Annotated in this window: 14 protein-coding genes; 6 read left to right on the forward strand and 8 right to left on the reverse strand. The window is 44.7% G+C overall.

The features are described from left to right. Positions 1–35 precede the first annotated feature (35 nt). Positions 36–521, reverse strand: a complete 486-nt coding sequence (locus tag MSG34_RS14360) for an NlpC/P60 family protein (RefSeq protein ID WP_017059602.1) — start codon at positions 519–521, stop codon at positions 36–38. A gap of 104 nt (positions 522–625) precedes the next feature. Here MSG34_RS14360 and MSG34_RS14365 point away from each other — a divergent pair, with 104 nt between their 5' ends. After that, positions 626–2671: a methyl-accepting chemotaxis protein gene (locus MSG34_RS14365; protein WP_248338079.1), complete on the forward strand. Its 2046-nt coding sequence runs from the start codon at positions 626–628 to the stop codon at positions 2669–2671. Between the two features lie 187 nt (positions 2672–2858). On the opposite strand, the gene MSG34_RS14370 is transcribed toward MSG34_RS14365, so the two are convergent. Further along, positions 2859–3662 (reverse strand): sterol desaturase family protein, encoded by an 804-nt coding sequence (locus tag MSG34_RS14370; RefSeq protein ID WP_248338081.1) that lies wholly within the window; start codon positions 3660–3662, stop codon positions 2859–2861. 68 nt (positions 3663–3730) lie between these two features. Here MSG34_RS14370 and MSG34_RS14375 point away from each other — a divergent pair, with 68 nt between their 5' ends. Both MSG34_RS14375 and nagK read left to right on the forward strand, forming a co-directional pair. Next, positions 3731–4477 (forward strand): tRNA-uridine aminocarboxypropyltransferase, encoded by a 747-nt coding sequence (locus MSG34_RS14375; RefSeq protein ID WP_248338082.1) that lies wholly within the window; start codon positions 3731–3733, stop codon positions 4475–4477. Between the two features lie 163 nt (positions 4478–4640). Then, positions 4641–5549, forward strand: a complete 909-nt coding sequence (gene nagK, locus MSG34_RS14380) for an N-acetylglucosamine kinase (RefSeq protein WP_050621335.1) — start codon at positions 4641–4643, stop codon at positions 5547–5549. Positions 5550–5726: 177 nt separating this feature from the next. Here nagK and MSG34_RS14385 read toward each other — a convergent pair whose 3' ends face one another. From MSG34_RS14385 to MSG34_RS14410, 6 genes are all read right to left on the reverse strand, one after another. Further along, a complete protein-coding gene (locus tag MSG34_RS14385) occupies positions 5727–5993 on the reverse strand; it encodes a DUF2960 family protein (protein ID WP_017063882.1) in 267 nt (88 codons plus the stop codon). Positions 5994–6292: 299 nt separating this feature from the next. Beyond that, positions 6293–8110, reverse strand: coding sequence for a bifunctional molybdopterin-guanine dinucleotide biosynthesis adaptor protein MobB/molybdopterin molybdotransferase MoeA (locus tag MSG34_RS14390; RefSeq protein WP_248338083.1), 1818 nt, complete (start codon positions 8108–8110; stop codon positions 6293–6295). Beyond that, positions 8110–8694, reverse strand: a complete 585-nt coding sequence (gene mobA / locus MSG34_RS14395; RefSeq protein ID WP_004733776.1) for a molybdenum cofactor guanylyltransferase MobA — start codon at positions 8692–8694, stop codon at positions 8110–8112. The genes MSG34_RS14390 and mobA overlap by 1 nt, the downstream gene beginning before the upstream one ends. After that, positions 8672–9391, reverse strand: a complete 720-nt coding sequence (locus MSG34_RS14400; RefSeq protein ID WP_248338084.1) for an energy-coupling factor ABC transporter ATP-binding protein — start codon at positions 9389–9391, stop codon at positions 8672–8674. The genes mobA and MSG34_RS14400 overlap by 23 nt, the downstream gene beginning before the upstream one ends. Positions 9392–9401: 10 nt before the next feature. Continuing rightward, the gene (locus MSG34_RS14405) at positions 9402–10100 is read right to left on the reverse strand and encodes an ABC transporter permease (protein ID WP_017067174.1); all 699 of its coding nucleotides are present in this window, start codon (positions 10098–10100) and stop codon (positions 9402–9404) included. A gap of 322 nt (positions 10101–10422) precedes the next feature. Continuing rightward, a complete protein-coding gene (locus MSG34_RS14410) occupies positions 10423–11229 on the reverse strand; it encodes a substrate-binding domain-containing protein (protein WP_017059611.1) in 807 nt (268 codons plus the stop codon). A 303-nt stretch (positions 11230–11532) separates the two neighbouring features. Between MSG34_RS14410 and MSG34_RS14415 the strand changes: the two genes are divergently transcribed. From MSG34_RS14415 to MSG34_RS14425, 3 genes are all read left to right on the forward strand, one after another. Beyond that, entirely contained in the window at positions 11533–12996 is a 1464-nt protein-coding gene (locus tag MSG34_RS14415) for a sigma-54 dependent transcriptional regulator (RefSeq protein ID WP_048612064.1), read from the forward strand. Continuing rightward, positions 12986–15013, forward strand: a complete 2028-nt coding sequence (locus MSG34_RS14420) for a cache domain-containing protein (RefSeq protein WP_248338086.1) — start codon at positions 12986–12988, stop codon at positions 15011–15013. The genes MSG34_RS14415 and MSG34_RS14420 overlap by 11 nt, the downstream gene beginning before the upstream one ends. A gap of 272 nt (positions 15014–15285) precedes the next feature. Then, positions 15286–16905 carry a methyl-accepting chemotaxis protein gene (locus MSG34_RS14425; RefSeq protein ID WP_248338088.1) on the forward strand — a complete coding sequence of 540 codons (1620 nt, stop codon included), beginning with the start codon at positions 15286–15288 and terminating at the stop codon, positions 16903–16905. Positions 16906–17032: the final 127 nt, after the last annotated feature.

A 17032-nucleotide genomic window follows, 5' to 3' on the forward strand; every position in this document is an offset into this window, starting at 1 on the left:
GAGTTACCTCGCTCAGCGGTTTATCTTTCGAACCGCTATAAACGCCTAAAGTGCCAAAACTTGGATGCCCAGTAAGGGTTATCTAACCTAGAAATAATGACACCTTTCGATGTCGAAGCATGTAGGAATTGATTATTTCCTAAGTAAACTCCAACGTGTCGCACTGTCATCGATGTCTTAAAAAACACCAAGTCGCCACTCGTTGCCTGCCCATACGCTATTTCTTTTCCCTTTTTACTCTGGTCTTTTGTGGTTCTTGGCAGGGCTTGTTGAGTCGCATTTTGAACGGCTATCTGTACAAAAGCAGAGCAATCTATACCTCTAAATGAGGTCCCACCGAAATGGTATGGCACGCCTTTCCACTGTTCATACACGCTCATATAAGCGTTTGTAGTCAATTGTTCTGACTTTGATAGGGGTTTCTGTGCGGTTTGACTAAGCTGAGAAGGCGATGGTGACGAGCTACAAGCAGCCAATGTTGCTAAAGTTATTGTAACTACAGCCATTTTTCTGATTTTCATATGTAACTCTTCTGACAAAAAACTGAAATAAAAACGTCATCAAGGACTTCTAGTATACGACCTAACTTAAGGATATCTCTTTTCGTAGTCAAACTGGATTTCACATGCCCGACACAAATTTATCAATAAAACCCTCACGTTATACATTCTCGCTCATTCAAACCGTCACTGCTGTATTTATTTCCATTCTTTTACTTGTTAGTTTTTTATCAATGGTTAGCATTCGGGGCGTTGAACGTGTCGGGGGACATTTTGATGCACTCTCGGAACAAGCATTACCCCTTGCTCTAAATAACGCCGAATTAACGCAAAGCGTATTAGAACAAGTAAAACTTCTCACTTACAGCACCCAATCAACCGACTTAGATACACTGAATGCCACAAGAGGCTCAATTGACCAACTCGCGACAGAGAGTAATACCACGCTAGAGGAACTTCTTTTTATCTCCCAATCTTTTCCTGATGCGATCTCTTTAGAGCAGCAACAAATCCTTGTCGATGACATGGCGCAACTGCAAGCTATGACCAACACGGTACTGCTGGCGCAGATTGAGATTCAAAGTAAGCAAAATCTGATCGACAGTAAAATGGGCGAGTTCCGTTATGGCGTTGGATCTATAGGACCAGAAATGAATCGAATCAGCTCATTCTTGGTTGAAGACAACCCAGAAGCGAGCGATGCAGCGAACCGATTTACATCCAGTGCGTCTGCTATGGCGAACACCTTCTTGATGTTGATGATGCAATCTGACATTGATAAAGCACAAGACGAATACCGTCAATTGAGAAACCGAATCGCAGGCCTTAACTTGGCTTACAGCGATTTTGCCGATTGGCACCCAGACATCGCTGAGTTCGCGAGCTTGACGGCGCCTTACCAGATGGTGAAAGAAGGCTTTACCGAAGAAGGTGTAATCAAACAAATCCTCTTGAAACTCGAACTGGTTCAGCAGCAAGAGCAGAACTTAACGCAAGTCATCACCTTAGCGAATACCGTCATCAGCACATTGAATCAGCTGTCTTCTACCGCTTCCCACCTGATTGATGAAAGTGAACTGGTTGTAAATCAAACCATCACCAATATTGACCGTGTGTTGTTTATCAGCGGACTAGTGATTGCCGTAATCATTGTGATTTCATGGTTCGTGTTACGTCGTTGGATGAACAAAGGGCTTAAAAACATTACTCAACAATTGAGTTCACTTGCAGATCATGACTTCTCTAAACAGTGTGAACTGATGGGGCCGCTAGAGCTGCAAGTTATCACTTCAAAACTCAATACGGTCGTTGATTCCACTGCGGACTCGGTTCGTTTGGTAACGCGCAACTGTGAGACGCTTTATCAAACGGCTGAAGTAAGCCATGACGCTGCAGAGCAAACCAATTCGAGCTTGAACGAGCAGAACGAATCACTTCAGAATATGATCACCACCATTACTGAACTAGAAGCATCGATTGGTGAGATTGCTCGTATCTCTAACGCATCGAACGACGATGCGCAAATAGCAGAAGATGAGTCAGTGAATGGAAGCCAAGTGGTTGGCCTTAACCAACAACGATTACAAGCGCTTGAGCAATCTCTTAGCATGAGTGAAGAGTCGATGGCTGACTTGGATGGTCGAGTTAAGCAGATTCGTGAAATGGTCGACATGATCAGTGGTATCGCTGAAAACACCAACTTATTGGCACTGAACGCTGCGATAGAAGCGGCGCGAGCAGGTGAACAAGGTCGAGGTTTTGCGGTAGTTGCAGACGAAGTGCGTAAATTGGCGAGCGGCACGTCCCAGCAAACCACCAATATTCGTAGCATGATGAACGAGCTAGTAGCGGCAGCAGATCGCTCACGTGCTTCTGTAACAGAATCAAGAAGTGAGATGGCCAATGCACTGCAAACCAGTGGCGATGTAAGACAGGCCTTCGAGAAAATCGAATTCGCGGTGAGCCAGATCAAAGGTCGTGTTGAGCAAATCATGGTGGCTACCGAAGAACAAGCTCGTGCGACTGTCGATGTAACCCATTCAATCACCCGAGTATCTGAGCAGGGCGAGAATACTAAGCTGCAACTTGAATCTATGATCGAGAGTTCAGAGCAAGTCGGAGAGATAGCAGGGCACCAACAAGCCATGCTTCACAAGTACGTGCTGAAATAAACGAGCGTGCTGAGTTAAGCCAAACAGCACAAGAGTTGAAGCCTAGCTGCTCTTATAATTCTATCGATACAGAAACGCCCTTAAATTCTCACAAGAATCTAAGGGCGTTTTGTTTTCGGATTAAGATCAGTTTGTTATTAAGATAAGTTCATCTCAATACAAGCTTGAGACTCAACCGAATTCGAACTTAGTCTTTCGTTGTCGGGAATCGTGCAAATGGCTGACGCAACATTAAATCTAGCCGTTGCTCTTTACCATCTTGAATCTCGGGAACACCAATATGCACCTTATCATGGCCAAGCTTGGGTTGGGCGCGATAAGTCTTAAACCAGATGTCCCACACAGATAAAAAGAAACCAAAGTTTGAATGGGTTTCTTTCACAATGACCGAGTGATGAACGCGGTGCATGTCTGGTGTCACAATCACTTTTCTCAATCGCTTATCGAACCATATCGGAAGACGTGCATTGCTATGGCTAAACATCGCGCTGGCATTAAGAACAATTTCAAAGATCACGACAGCAATGACAGGCACACCAAGTGCGATCACCAAACTCACCTTGATGAGCATTGAAAGAATCATCTCAATAGGGTGAAAACGTGTTCCGGTTGTGACATCAATATCGAGGTCCGCATGGTGAACTCGATGTAGCTTCCACAACCAAGGAACACGGTGAAACACCAAGTGCTGTAGGTAAATGGCACAATCCAAGAGCAATACACAGGTCAGAAGGGTGAGTTCTTTCGGAAGTGACAGGGTATTGAACAAACCCCATTGGTTGTTTTGTGCGATAACCGCCGCTTGGAATGCTGCAATAGGAATTAGAGTGGCCAATAGAAAGCTGTTCAAAGCGACCAGCGCAAAGTTGTTTCCCCAACGAAACCACTTGTTTTGAGTCAGTGCTTTACGCGGAAAACGGTATTCCCAAAGCGCACACAATCCAAAAACGACAATAAAACAAACAAGGCGAAGCAGTGATGGGTCTTGCATGAGAATTCCTTCTATCATTCTAAGGACACTGTAAGTACAATCGTGCCACTTTTCTAGAGTTATCGTTATTGTCCATGAGAATCCACGCTTTTCACCGTTTATATCAACATCGTTTGTCTCTTTCTACCAAGTCGTTTAACGCGCGCGGGTGTAAAGTGGTTCGATGTGAGTTCTGCAAAATCAAACAAGACAGCTGTATCTGTGAACATCAACCAGACGTAAATACGAACGTCGCGACCATGTTGATCTTATCGGACAATGAAATACTTAAGCCAAGTAATACCGGCCGTTTAATCCTTGATACCGTTAAAGACAGCTATGCTTACCTTTGGCACCGCACTGAACCGAATCAAGAGATGCTTGATGTGCTGAAAGACGATAAATATCAGCCAGTCGTGGTCTTTCCTGAAGATTATACCGATGACAAATCGCGAGTGGTTGCAGACCTTGGTGAGATGCGAGATTCGAACAAGACGTTGCTGCTGATTTTTATTGATGGCAGTTGGCGAGAAGCGCGACGTATCTTCCGTCGTTCAGAGTATCTGCAAGATTTACCCGTGTTGTCGATTGAACCAGAATCGGTTTCGCAATACATGATGCGTAAGTCAGACAACGAACAACATCTTTCGACTGCAGAAGTGGCGAGCTTGGTTTTGAAACAGGCAGGTGAAGAGCAGGGCGCTCAGACTTTACAGCTGTGGTTTGAGACATTTCGCGAAAGCTACATGCTAAGTAAGACGCGTTATAAGTCCGATCCAACCAAACCAAGCCTGAACGCTTTCATAGAGCACACTAAAAATGAGACGTCACTCTAACCTTTAACCGCTTTGTGCTGACTTGTTGTTCAAACAGATTCGAACACGAGATAAGTTTGTTATCTATCACGGTTTGTAGGGGGAGTGTTATGGATAATGCTTCCTAGATGTTTAATTTGAAAAATTTATTTGCCCGAATTTAGGGAAAAATTGGAGAGATTTCATGTATTACGGCTTCGATGTTGGCGGCACAAAAATAGAGTTTGGTGCATTCAATGAAAAACTTGAGCGAGTAGCAACAGAACGCGTACCAACGCCTACTGAAGATTATCAACTGCTACTTGATACGATTGCCGGTTTGGTGAAGAAGTACGACAACGAATTTTCTTGCGAAGGTAAAATTGGTCTTGGTCTTCCTGGTATGGAAGATGCTGACGACGGCACAATGCTGGTTGTTAACGTGCCAGCTTCAACGGGGAAACCACTACGTAAAGACCTAGAAGCGCTTATTGGTCGTAGTGTGAAAATTGAAAATGATGCGAACTGTTTTGCGCTTTCAGAAGCGTGGGATGACGAACTTAAAGACGAACCATCAGTAGCGGGCCTAATTCTAGGTACTGGTTTTGGTGGCGGTTTAGTTTACGAAGGCAAAGTGTTCTCTGGTCGTAACCACGTTGCTGGTGAGCTGGGCCATATGCGTCTTCCTATTGATGCTTGGTTCCACCTTGGCGACAACGCACCGCTACTGGGTTGTGGTTGTGGCAAGAAAGGTTGTCTAGACAGCTACCTATCAGGTCGTGGCTTTGAATTGATTTACGAGCACTACTTCGGTGAGAAGAAGAAAGCGATTGAAATCATCCAAGCGTACAATGAAGGTGAAGCAAAAGCGGCTGAGCACGTTGATCGTTTCATGGAACTATTGGCTATCTGTTTCGCGAACCTGTTTACCGGTCTTGATCCTCACGTAGTTGCATTGGGTGGCGGTCTTTCAAACTTCGAACTTATCTACGAAGAGATGCCAAAACGTATCCCTAAATACCTACTGTCTGTAGCGAAATGTCCAAAGATCATCAAAGCGAAGCACGGTGATTCAGGCGGCGTTCGTGGCGCTGCATTCCTTAACATTAAGTAGTTGTGACTTAAGTTAAGCTAGCTAAGGCTAGATAGTTAAAAAGTACAAATAAAAATGCCGCAATCTCGAAAGAGGTTGCGGCATTTTTTATTGTTCGGTGTTTTCGTTTCTTTAGCTATTAGCTCTAACTACAAACGAAAAGCTAGAAACGACATATCAAGAAAAGAGCCAGAGGGCTTACTTCTTCTTTTTACCAACACCAAGATTGTCTTTTTGCTTCAACGTAAGCTTAGTAAAGCCAAGCTTGCGGAAGTAGTTGTCTTGGTAGTTGCGAACCGCTTTAGTATCAGAAATCAACTCAAGCTGTTGCTCAGTTTTTAGATACTCAGAGATGTCGATGCCTTCAGCTGCAGCAACAGCTTCTTGGATCGTGCGGTGTTCTTGTTTTGAAAACAGTAACTCTTTGTCTTCGTCTTTGTAAGTGTACAGAATGGTACGAGCCATGGTGCTCTCCAATAGAATTATTACTTTGCGCGCACTCTACATAAAAACCGTACGTGGCTCAAGGTAATGGTAAGAAATCTTAAGATTATCGTTCTAAACGTTTAGCGTAATTTAAGCTATTTGTCTTATAGGAAACGAACAGGTTGTTTTTCACGAAACGAAAAGAACAAAAAGCCCCTTAACATCGAAAGCTCGATAGAAGGGGCTTCGTCTATGTCTTGGCGAAGATCTTCCAAATCACTTAAAAGCTTCTAAATCAATTAAAAAGCAGCCAAGTCAATTTAAGTGTTTGCTTTGAGTTAAACGCGACCTTGCAGAGGAATGATCGTCACTGTCTCTCCAACTTTCACGGTATCAACCGCAGGTGAGATCTCGATTAAGCAGTTCGCTTCGCTCATTGAACGCAGAATACCTGAACCTTGCTTGCCCGTTGTTTTCACTTCAAGAACGCCAGATTCATTCATCGAGAACACACCACGGCTGAACTCAGTACGGCCTTGGCGTGAGCGCAGTTGTTCCGTCGCTACAGCATTTGCTTTCACTGGCGTCCAGTTCGTTTGACCTTGAAGCTTGCGGATAGCAGGCTCAACAAAGTTAATAAACGACACCATTACAGCAACAGGGTTACCCGGCAAACCAAAGAACGGTTTGTTTTCAATTTTACCGTAAGCCAGTGGGCGACCTGGACGCATGTTGATACGCCAGAAGTTGATTTCACCCAGCTTATCCAACGCAAGCTTGATGTAATCCGCATCACCAACAGACACACCACCAGAAGTCAGCACCATATCGGTTTCAAGCGATGCAGAGTGGAGCACATCCATCATCTTTTGTTCGTCATCTTCTATGATGCCGTAATCGACGATGTCACAGCCAAGCTTTTGAAGCATGCCGATAATAGTAAAACGATTTGAGTCATAGATAGAGTTTGGTTTTTGCTCGCTACCCGGTGCTTGAACTTCATCACCCGTAGAGAACACACCCACTTTCACTTTACGCAGAACAGGGCAGGTACCAAAACCTAACGACGCCATCATGCCCATTTCTGGCGCTTCGATGCGTGTGCCACGTGTAAAGACAGGTTGGCCGATTTCTAAATCTTCACCTGCCATACGGACATTTTGTCCAACCGAGATTTTAGCATCAGGGAAGCTAACTTTATCGCCATCTTGGACGGCTTGTTCACGCATCACGACAACATCAACGCCTTCTGGCATTGGTGCGCCGGTCATGATCTTAACCGCTTCACCTTGTTGAACGATTTGCTCGTAGCTGTGTCCTGCCATAACTTCAGCAACAACATGGTAGCTATCCAGATCTAAATCTTCACTACGAATGGCGTAGCCGTCCATTGCAGAGTTGGTATTCTGAGGAACGTTGATTGGTGAAATGACATCTTCAGCCAGCACACGGCCGTAGCCTTGCAGTAATTCAACACTTTCTGTGAGATCAAGCGCGTCAATGCTATCAACAATCTTTTGCTGACCTTGAGTAACGGTTAAACCTGCAGGAGAGAACGAATCACAACATACTGCGGGCGCAGTGTCTTTTGAAGATGAACACGACGCTGTTTTGCTTGTTGTCGAAGAAGGGTCAAAGGACTGCGCGTAATCGATGATGAAATCACGAATCGCTTCTAAGTCGCTGATCGCCATTTGTGGCAGCTCTGATTCAACTTGGCTGTCTGCCGCGATAGCAATAATGTTGTTATCGTTCGGGTATAACCAAGGTTTACCCACTTCATCTCTGTGCAATTCAATTTTAGGGAAAGCGATGTTCTTACAGCCTTCCACCAAAATTAGATCAAGCGTGTTGGTATCAAAGCGAGTTAGCAGGTAATCAAAATCTGCTTCGGCTTCTGGTGTTTCTGTCATCATCACGTGACGATTACGAGAAGCGATCAACATTTGGTTCGCGCCCGCTTTACGTAAGCGGTAACTGTCTTTACCCGGCTTATCGACATCAAAATCGTGGTGAGCATGTTTTAACACGCCAACTTTTAACCCCGCGTCAGTCAACAGGGGAAGTAGGGCTTCAAGTACGGTCGTTTTGCCTGTACCGCTATAAGCAGCAAAGCCCAATAAAGGAAGGTTAGGGCGTTGTTTAGAATCTTTCATTATTGAAGCGTTCCGAATTGGGTGAGTTCTTCTGGCGTGTTGAGATTAACAAAGCAGTTAGGAGAATCGCTGAAATCAACGTATTCGGTAACACACTCTTTGTATAGCAAGATGATTTTACGATCACCACGTTCCAAAAACGCTTCTAACTTTGGCAGAACACGTTTGTGGAATAGGGTGAATACAGGTTGCTTAAATTCGCCATCATGCGCGACAAGAATGTCGCTGTCTTCTTTAACTGCAGAACAAAAACGCTCAACAAGGTCGTCACTGATTTGTGGGCTGTCGCATGGGACAAAACCAACCCAGTCTGTGCTCGCGTTTTTAAGGCCAGCATGAATGCCACCCAACGGACCTGGGTAGTCAGGGAAAGAATCGGAAACAACCGGAGCAAATGCTTGGTAACTGTCTAAGTTACGATTAGCATTGATAGTGATGCTGACATCTTGTTGTGACAGCTTGTTTATAACGTATTGAATAAGCGGAGAACCGTTGAGCTCAACGAGTCCTTTATCTTTTCCGCCCATACGGCTGGCCTGTCCGCCAGCCAAAATAACCCAACTAGTTTGCGTTGGAAGCAGCATAAATATTCTCTTGTGCTTTATCTTTCTGAATAACTTGCAGAAGCGGGGATTCGGTCAAAGTATTGTCTTTGATCCACCACTGCTTCTTACATAAATCGGTTAACGCGTTAGTTTGGTGACTGGTGATGACTAAACTCGCGCCTCTCTGAAGAAGATCTTCGGCCATAATCACCAATCTTTCAATAGATTCTTTGTCTAAAGAAGCACTTGGTTCATCCATAAGCAAGATTGAAGGCTTAAGAATCCAAGCTCGAGCCATTGCTACGCGTTGACGCTCACCGCCAGACAACACAGAAATGTGCTCATCTGCCAGGGTTTCTAAACCTACCATTCTCAATGCATTAATTATTTGAGCTCGCTTATCTTTTTGGCTCTCTTTGTTAAAGCGAATGCCATAAGCGACATTTTGGTACACCGAGCCATCAAAAAGGTAGGGGGTTTGATGCAGGTAGATGATGTCTTTGAACTTGAGTCGAGGGAATAACTTCTGCTGCCAGTTCTGTGTTGGAGACTGAATGCGGCCAGAGCTCGGCTGAATTAATCCAGACAAGATTTTAAGTAGGGTCGTTTTACCAACACCATTGTCTCCTTTGAGATAAATGGCATCGTTGGGGCCGATCGACAATTCGGGAATGTGGAACAAAACACGTTCTTTGTAGCGCATTGAAATTTGCTGCGTTGTTATTTTTATACTCATGACAGCGTTCCTAAGTTCTTAAATAGCCTTTTCCTCTCACACTGGAAAGGAAAAAGTTAAGGGCTAATGCCAATGCTAATAACACCATACCGAGGGCGACACCTTGAGCGAATGCGCCCTTGTGGCTTTCCATGGCGATAGCTGTTGGGATGTTTCTTGTCATTCCCATAATGTTGCCACCAACCATCATTGAACAACCTACCTCTGTCACGATACGAGAGAAGGCAGCAATGGTTGCAGCCAACAGAGGAAAACGTGTTTCCCAAATCAAGGTACACGCCACGCGTGTTGTTGATACGCCAAGTGTGCGCGCTGTTTCTACCGCTCGGCGGTCACTGGCCTGCAGAGCGCCATGCATCATCGCAACTAAGATAGGAAAACAGATCACCATCTGACCTAGAATCATCGCCTTTTGGGTGAACAGCAATTGCCAATCACCTAACGGGCCAGAGCGAGAGAGCATCATGTACATCAACAAACCGATAACCACGGTAGGGATCGCTTGCAGGGTGTTGATTACTGAAAGCAGAGCCCATTTCCCGGGGAACTCGGTGTAAGCCAATAAGAAAGCCATAAGGATTGCAGGAACAATCACCAATGAGATGGCGGACAAAGATACGCTGAAGGATACCGCGACGATTTTCCACAATTCGTGGTCAAAACTCACAAGTAGATTCATTGCATCAATCGTTGTTTGCCATAGGGTCATGAAGTATCTCGTGTAAATCGATAATAGGTTTTATCGGTAATGACTGATGTTAATCATAGCTGACCCAAACTATTTGAGTGTGTATTGGTCAGCTATTGTTCTTAAGCATGATTGTGTTTCTAAGCTTGAATGTGTTGTTAAGCGTGAACGTTATTAAAGTGAGACAGCTTTATAGCGAGTTGCTGTAAAAACAAGATAGTTTTTAAAGCGATATCGCTTAGGTGCTTCGTTAACTGCTTAGTTAAGCGTAGCGCTAATTGATTCGGGTTGAACCCTTAGCGCTACTTTTACTTACAGAAAACGACGGTTCACTTACAACAAACTATTCTGCGCTTGCAACAAACAGTTGTTTGCCATGCAGTTTAAAGTCGTTAATCAGTTTCTGACCTTTAGGGTTAACCAACCAATCACTGAATACTTTCGCAGCTTGGTAGTTAATGCTTGGGTAGCGCTCAGGGTTAACCAGAATCACTTGGTAAGGGTTGAAGAGGTTCTTGTCACCTTGGAAAAGGATTTTTAGATCCAGTTTGTTTTGGTAAGCCAACCAAGTACCACGGTCTGTCATGGTGTAGCCTTGCATCTCTGACGCCATGTTCAGAGTAGGGCCCATGCCTTGACCAACACTGCGGTAGCCACCAAAGTTTGGTTCAATTTTAGTTTGCGCCCAAATACCCATCTCTTTCTTATGAGTACCAGAGTCGTCGCCGCGAGACACAAATGTCACGTTATTAGTCGCGATCGCTTTGAACACATCTGCCACTGCTTTTTGAGATTCAATTTTTGCAGGGTCGCTTTGTGGGCCAACGATGACAAAGTCGTTGTACATTAGCTTACGAGGTAAAACGCCGTAACCTTTTTCTACGAAATTCGCTTCAGCTTTTGGTGCGTGAGTCATCACCAAATCAACGTCACCATTTTCACCCATGCGAAGTGATTTACCTGTACCAGCGGCAAGAACATCAACCTTGATACCAGAATCCTTTTCGAACTCAGGCAATAAATAGTCCAGTAGACCAGAGTGATAAGTACTTGTGGTTGTCGCCAACTTAATATGAGTGGTGTCTTCCGCGCTGCTAGCCGTGTAACTGACGATAGATAGAGCTGCAATAGTTAGGGGAATTGCTTTCATTATTATTATGTCCATTCTGTTATAAATGAATGACATGCCTTCAGTTTTAAAGGGCTCAAAGAAGGGCATGTGCATAAGACGCTAATTGTTGTAATTAGAAATCTACACCTTATAAGCAATCTTAATGCCAACAAATCATGCATCAGATTTCATTAAATTGCTGTTATTTCGGACAAAATTGCGTCATTTACCCCGTTAAAATGAATCAAAACATGAGCTAGGACAAAATGTCGCACATTGTCCCTGTTGGACAAAAGGTTAATTGGTACACTCTGTCCCAACTTTTCTCACCGGCTAATCATTATGTCTTTACCTAGTTCATCTGCATCCAATCTCAACCCGAACACATTGACTCAGTATCAGGCGTTTTCCGTTTTGGTGGTCGATGATGAATTGGGTATGCAGGCTATCTTAAAGAAAGCACTGGGTAAGTTCTTTGGCAAGGTGTCGAGCGCAGGGTCGGTTGAAGAGGCAGAAACGCTGCGTTCGAGCGAACATTTTGATCTGATTGTCCTTGATATCAACCTACCAGGCCGTTCTGGTATTGAGTGGGAAGAGGCCTTTAACGACACCGACAAACGCGCCGATGTGATTTTTATGACGGGTTATGCCGATCTAGAGATGACCATATCTGCGCTTAAGCTTGGTGCTTCAGATTTTATTCTTAAGCCGTTCAACCTCGAACAGATGATACAAGCGGTTCTGCGTTGTATGGATAAGCGACTCGACCAAAGAATGCAGTACGCGTTGAAGCGTGATGTTAGTCGTCATATCAAGACCGAATTGATCGGGAATTCAGACAAGACCAAACAGCTTAAATTGCTGATCAGTCAATTTGCACCGTCTCGAGCTTCCGTTCTGATAGAAGGTGAGTCGGGGACAGGTAAAGAGCTGGTTGCTCGTGGTGTACATGAAGCCAGTAAACGCACAGGTCCATTTGTGCCAATCAACTGTGGCGCGATTGCTCCAGAACTTCTAGAAAGTGAACTGTTTGGACATACCTCGGGCGCATTTACTGGTGCGAAGAAAAACCGTGAAGGTCTTTTCCGAGTCGCAAGTGGTGGCACCTTGTTCCTTGATGAGATCGGTGAAATGCCACTGCCAATGCAAGCTGCGTTATTACGCGTGTTAGAGCAAAGAACCATTCGTCCAGTCGGTAGCGAGAAGGAAATTTCCGTTGACGTACGAGTAGTGGCGGCGACCAACCGAAATCTTCAAGAAGAGGTCGATAAAGGGCACTTCCGCCGTGATCTGTTCTACCGACTCAATGTACTTAAGATTGATGTGGTGCCATTGAGAGAGCGCCCGTCAGATCTGATTGAACTTGTTCCATACTTTACTCGTCTTTTATCGAGCGAGCTTGGCATGCCTGTTCCAAATTGGGCACATGAAGATATCTTGGCGATGAACGAATACGAATGGCCGGGAAATATTCGTGAGCTTAAAAACTTAGTCGAACGATGCATTCTTTTAGACAAGCCACCAGCACACTATTGGCGCGAGATTAATGGCGACCCTGTTCCTGCTAGCATTTCAGTGACGGTGTCACATGGTGCAGAAATGCCAAACTTGAATAATGCAGACGCTGCCGAGGGTTATCCAAACACTTGGACACTCAAAGAAGTGGAAAAATCTCACATAGAACAGCTTGTTAGTTTCCATGATGGTAATAAATCGGCAGCTGCGAGAGATCTTGGCGTGGCACGTAAAACGCTAGAGCGTAAGTACAAAGATTGGAACACAGAAGGCTCTGAATATGCCGATTAGACGTCGTTGGTGGTCAAAGTGGGCGTTCCGATTCAAAACCATGGTTCGTTACCGCCTATTATTTCTAACATCTGCACCGATCATTCTTACCTTGTGTGCACTTGTGGCTATCACACTGTATTGGTCAATACATTACACGTGGCAGGGCGCTCTGATTGATGTTGATGAACGCTTGGATGTTGCCGATAACAGTATTCACCTGATCCAAAATCAGCAAGCATACAACGTTCGTGCGTTTGCCGAGTCTTATAACTTTCGAACCAAACTCGCGAGTGATCTTTCACACGAAGAGCTAACTCGCTGGGTGTCTGAGAACAAATCTCGCTATGAGCTCGATTTTCTGCGTTGGCGCAGTGTCGAGAGTATGGAGAAGAAACTCGAGTATCTAAACTTAACTCACAAGTCTTCTTTTTTCAGTGTCTTAAGCCGTAATGAACTCAATTATCTCGATCGTGACCTCGCTAAAAAAGCGGAAGTTCCGATGCTCAATGGGCAAGAAGTTGAGACTCGCGGATTGGTAAGCCGAACCGTTGTATCCATCAAAGATGAACATGATCATGTGATTGGTTTTCTGGATGGTGGGATCTTACTGAATAACAGTACTCAACTTGTTGACCAAATCAGCAACCTTATCTATCCCCAACGAGAAGGGTTTAATCGTCATATAGGGACGGTCACGGTTTTCCTTGATGATCTTCGTGTCAGCACAAACGTGCCTTTGAGCAGTGAAGACAGTGTAGGGCGCGCCATTGGTACGCGTGTTTCTCATGAGGTTCACTCAAAAGTCTTAAATGAAGGTAAAGAGTGGCTAGATCGAGCTTATGTTTACGATGCATGGTATATCACAGCTTACCAGCCAATCCATGACCAGTTTAATAATGTGATTGGCATGCTTTACACCGGTTATTTGATTTGGCCGCTGATAGAAACCTACTTGACCAACCTTGGCGAAATCAGCATTACCATTGTGTTGCTGCTGTTGGCATCCGGTTTGATCGTTCACCGTGGCGCGCGTGATCTTTTCAACCCAATTGAACGCATCCATAAGGTCGTCAAGCTAGTACAGATGGGCCAAGACAAGCGAATTGGTACGTTAGGTTTGGATGATCAACACGAACTAACGTTACTCGCTAAACAGTTCGACAAGATGTTGGATCTACTGCACGAGCGTAATCAAGAGATTCAACAAGCGGCGTCTGAACTTGAGTGCAAAGTGCATTCTCGTACTGCGAGTTTGAAAGAGAAAACCGAAGAGCTCGAACTGCACATCAAACTGCTCAATCAAGCCAGAGACAAGCTGGTGGTCAATGAAAAACTGGCCGCGTTAGGTGAATTAACGGCGGGTATTGCTCATGAGATCAATAACCCAACCGCCGTGATTCTTGGCAACGTTGAATTGATGAAGTTTGAACTGGGCGATGAAGTGAGCCGTGTAGACGAGGAAGTTCACGCGATCATGGAGCAGATTGACCGAATTCGAAATATTACACGAAGCCTGCTTCAATACAGCCGTCACGGTGGCGTACAAGACGAAATTACGTGGCAACATATCAACCCAATAGTGGATGAAAGTATTACGCTCGTAAAAACAGGCGCGAAGAAGAAAGGCATTGTGTACGTATCACAGCTGAACGCTAAAACCTCAGTCGAAGTGAACCGAAACCAATTACTGCAGATTCTGGTTAACCTACAAATGAACGCGATTCATGCAATGGACGGTCAGGGCACGTTAACCATTTCGAGTGAAGACTGGGTTGAAAATGGTGTGTCCCATGGCGCTATCGTTCATGTTCAAGATGAAGGCTGCGGTATTAAGGAAGAACAACTGAAACGCATTTTCTCGCCTTTCTATACCACTAAACGTGATGGTACGGGGTTAGGGTTGTCAGTCTCTCAAAGTATCTTGAGCCAAACTGGCGGCGAGATCCGAGTTGAATCGGTGGTAGGTAAGGGAAGTTGCTTTAGTATCTATCTTCAACAGAAAGCGACACCTCAATTGCTAGTATCAAACCTATAAGTTCTAAGAACTCATTCACCAATATTATCATCTGATAATATTTCTAACGCGCTTGGGCTATTACACGAACGTTTTAGCCCAAGCACGAAAATCCCGCACTACTAATCTATCTCAAACAAATCTCAACCTCTGCCGGTTTGACGAGCACCTCTTTTTGGCTATGTAACACAGTGTATATCTTTTGATCTTGATGCATATCATCTGAACTGTACGAAATTTTGATACCTTGGCCGAAAATCCATAATCAAAACAAATAATAAAGTCAGTCAGCTATGAAATTAAGTAACTTATCTATCAAATCAAAACTCGTCTCCATCGTCATTTTATCGGTTGTTCTATTGGTAATGGCATCCACTTTTAATCTAATGCAGCAGCGTGCGAGTTCCATGCAAGAACGTCAAGATAAGCTCAGTGCTCAAGTCGAAACTGCGGTCAGCTTAGCGAGCTACTATTACAACCAACGTAATGTGCTCGGTGAAGAGGTCGCAAAGAAACAAGCACTTCAAGTCATCGAAACCCTTCGTTATGACACCACCAATTACTTCTGGATCTTAAACCAGCAACTCAACGTTGTTATCCATCCATTAAAGCCTGAACTCAATGGCAAGAACGCGGGTAACTTTAAAGATGGTGGGGGGAAACACCACTGGCGTGAGATGGTCACCATTTCTCGTACTCCAGAAGAGAAAGGCTTTCTTGATTACCAATGGATGAGCCCGCAAGGTGAACTCAAAGACAAGATCTCCTACGTACAACTGTTCCCTGAGTGGAATTGGATTGTTGGCTCGGGCATCCTGGTTGCGGACATTCAAGACGCGTTCTATGCATTGGCGTTGAAAGAGGGATTGGTCGCGGTCGTATTATCAGGCCTGTTGTTTGCGATGGGCTACGCGATTTCCAATAACATCCTCGTGCCTCTTAACAAGCTTATCGACAACACCCACAAAATTGCCGATGGCGATCTTCGTGTACGCATGAACATGACACGCAAAGATGAATTGGGCGATATGAGCCAACAAATTGATACCATGCTCGACAAACTGCAAAGCACGCTTCGCACAGCCAATGAATCTGCGGACTTATCCAGCAACATGGCGAGCCACATTGCTCAAGCCAGTGAAGAAGCTGCAACCAGTGTTAACTCGCAACATGCACAGCTTGAATTATTATCGACTGCAATGACAGAGATGAGCGCGACCATCTCTGATGTCGCTGTGAATGCCGAAAATACCGCGGCTAGCACCAATAAGGTTGTCGACCACGCAAACCAGAACGACCAAAACATGCAGGTAACGTCTGAGACTATATCTCAGGTTTCAGAGAACATTTCGACCGCGAATAACTTAGTCAGAGATCTGCAATCAGGCGTGACTGAAATTAGCCAAGTTGTTGGTGTGATTCGTGATGTATCAGAACAAACGAACTTGTTAGCACTCAACGCAGCAATAGAAGCAGCACGTGCAGGAGAGCAAGGCAGAGGATTCGCAGTGGTTGCTGATGAAGTTCGAAATCTTGCTAGCCGCACTCAGAATTCAACTAACGAAGTGCAATCCACGATTGAGAAACTGACTCAACAAGCAGAGCGCACCTTCAAGGCAATGCAAAGCAGCAACGAGAAGGTTGATCACAGCGTTATCGCGTCTAACGAAACTCGCCAGCAACTCGATGTGATTGTGAATGAACTGCATAACGCTAACGACATGGTCGCGCAGATCGCCGCAGCCTCAGAGCAGCAAAGCACGGTAGCCACTGAAATGAGTGAAAGTGTCACTGGGATTCATCTTGCAGCAAATGAAGTGCTGCAGGCCTCACAATCGCTCGCAGAAGACAGTCAGAAAATGGCCAACACTACAGAACACCTTACTGAGCAATTGAAATACTTTAAGGTTTAGCATCAATAAGACTATTAGCTTGAAGATAAAACGTTCATAAAAAAACTCCTCCGCACTGAGATAAGTTCGGAGGTGTTTTTATTTATGGCTAGTCATTTGCTATAAGAAACAAACGTCAAAAGCATCA

It is taken from the genome of Vibrio sp. 1CM2L (assembly GCF_023161695.1).
In the GTDB taxonomy this organism is placed as follows: Bacteria; Pseudomonadota; Gammaproteobacteria; order Enterobacterales; family Vibrionaceae; genus Vibrio; species Vibrio coralliirubri.

Coding starts and splice junctions, on each gene's coding strand:
- MSG34_RS14360 (WP_017059602.1), bottom strand. CDS start 521: ATGAAAATCAGAAAAATGGCTGTAGTTACAATAACTTTAGCAACATTG.
- MSG34_RS14365 (WP_248338079.1), top strand. CDS start 626: ATGCCCGACACAAATTTATCAATAAAACCCTCACGTTATACATTCTCG.
- MSG34_RS14370 (WP_248338081.1), bottom strand. CDS start 3,662: ATGCAAGACCCATCACTGCTTCGCCTTGTTTGTTTTATTGTCGTTTTT.
- nagK (WP_050621335.1), top strand. CDS start 4,641: ATGTATTACGGCTTCGATGTTGGCGGCACAAAAATAGAGTTTGGTGCA.
- MSG34_RS14385 (WP_017063882.1), bottom strand. CDS start 5,993: ATGGCTCGTACCATTCTGTACACTTACAAAGACGAAGACAAAGAGTTA.
- MSG34_RS14390 (WP_248338083.1), bottom strand. CDS start 8,110: ATGAAAGATTCTAAACAACGCCCTAACCTTCCTTTATTGGGCTTTGCT.
- mobA (WP_004733776.1), bottom strand. CDS start 8,694: ATGCTGCTTCCAACGCAAACTAGTTGGGTTATTTTGGCTGGCGGACAG.
- MSG34_RS14400 (WP_248338084.1), bottom strand. CDS start 9,391: ATGAGTATAAAAATAACAACGCAGCAAATTTCAATGCGCTACAAAGAA.
- MSG34_RS14405 (WP_017067174.1), bottom strand. CDS start 10,100: ATGACCCTATGGCAAACAACGATTGATGCAATGAATCTACTTGTGAGT.
- MSG34_RS14410 (WP_017059611.1), bottom strand. CDS start 11,229: ATGAAAGCAATTCCCCTAACTATTGCAGCTCTATCTATCGTCAGTTAC.
- MSG34_RS14415 (WP_048612064.1), top strand. CDS start 11,533: ATGTCTTTACCTAGTTCATCTGCATCCAATCTCAACCCGAACACATTG.
- MSG34_RS14420 (WP_248338086.1), top strand. CDS start 12,986: ATGCCGATTAGACGTCGTTGGTGGTCAAAGTGGGCGTTCCGATTCAAA.
- MSG34_RS14425 (WP_248338088.1), top strand. CDS start 15,286: ATGAAATTAAGTAACTTATCTATCAAATCAAAACTCGTCTCCATCGTC.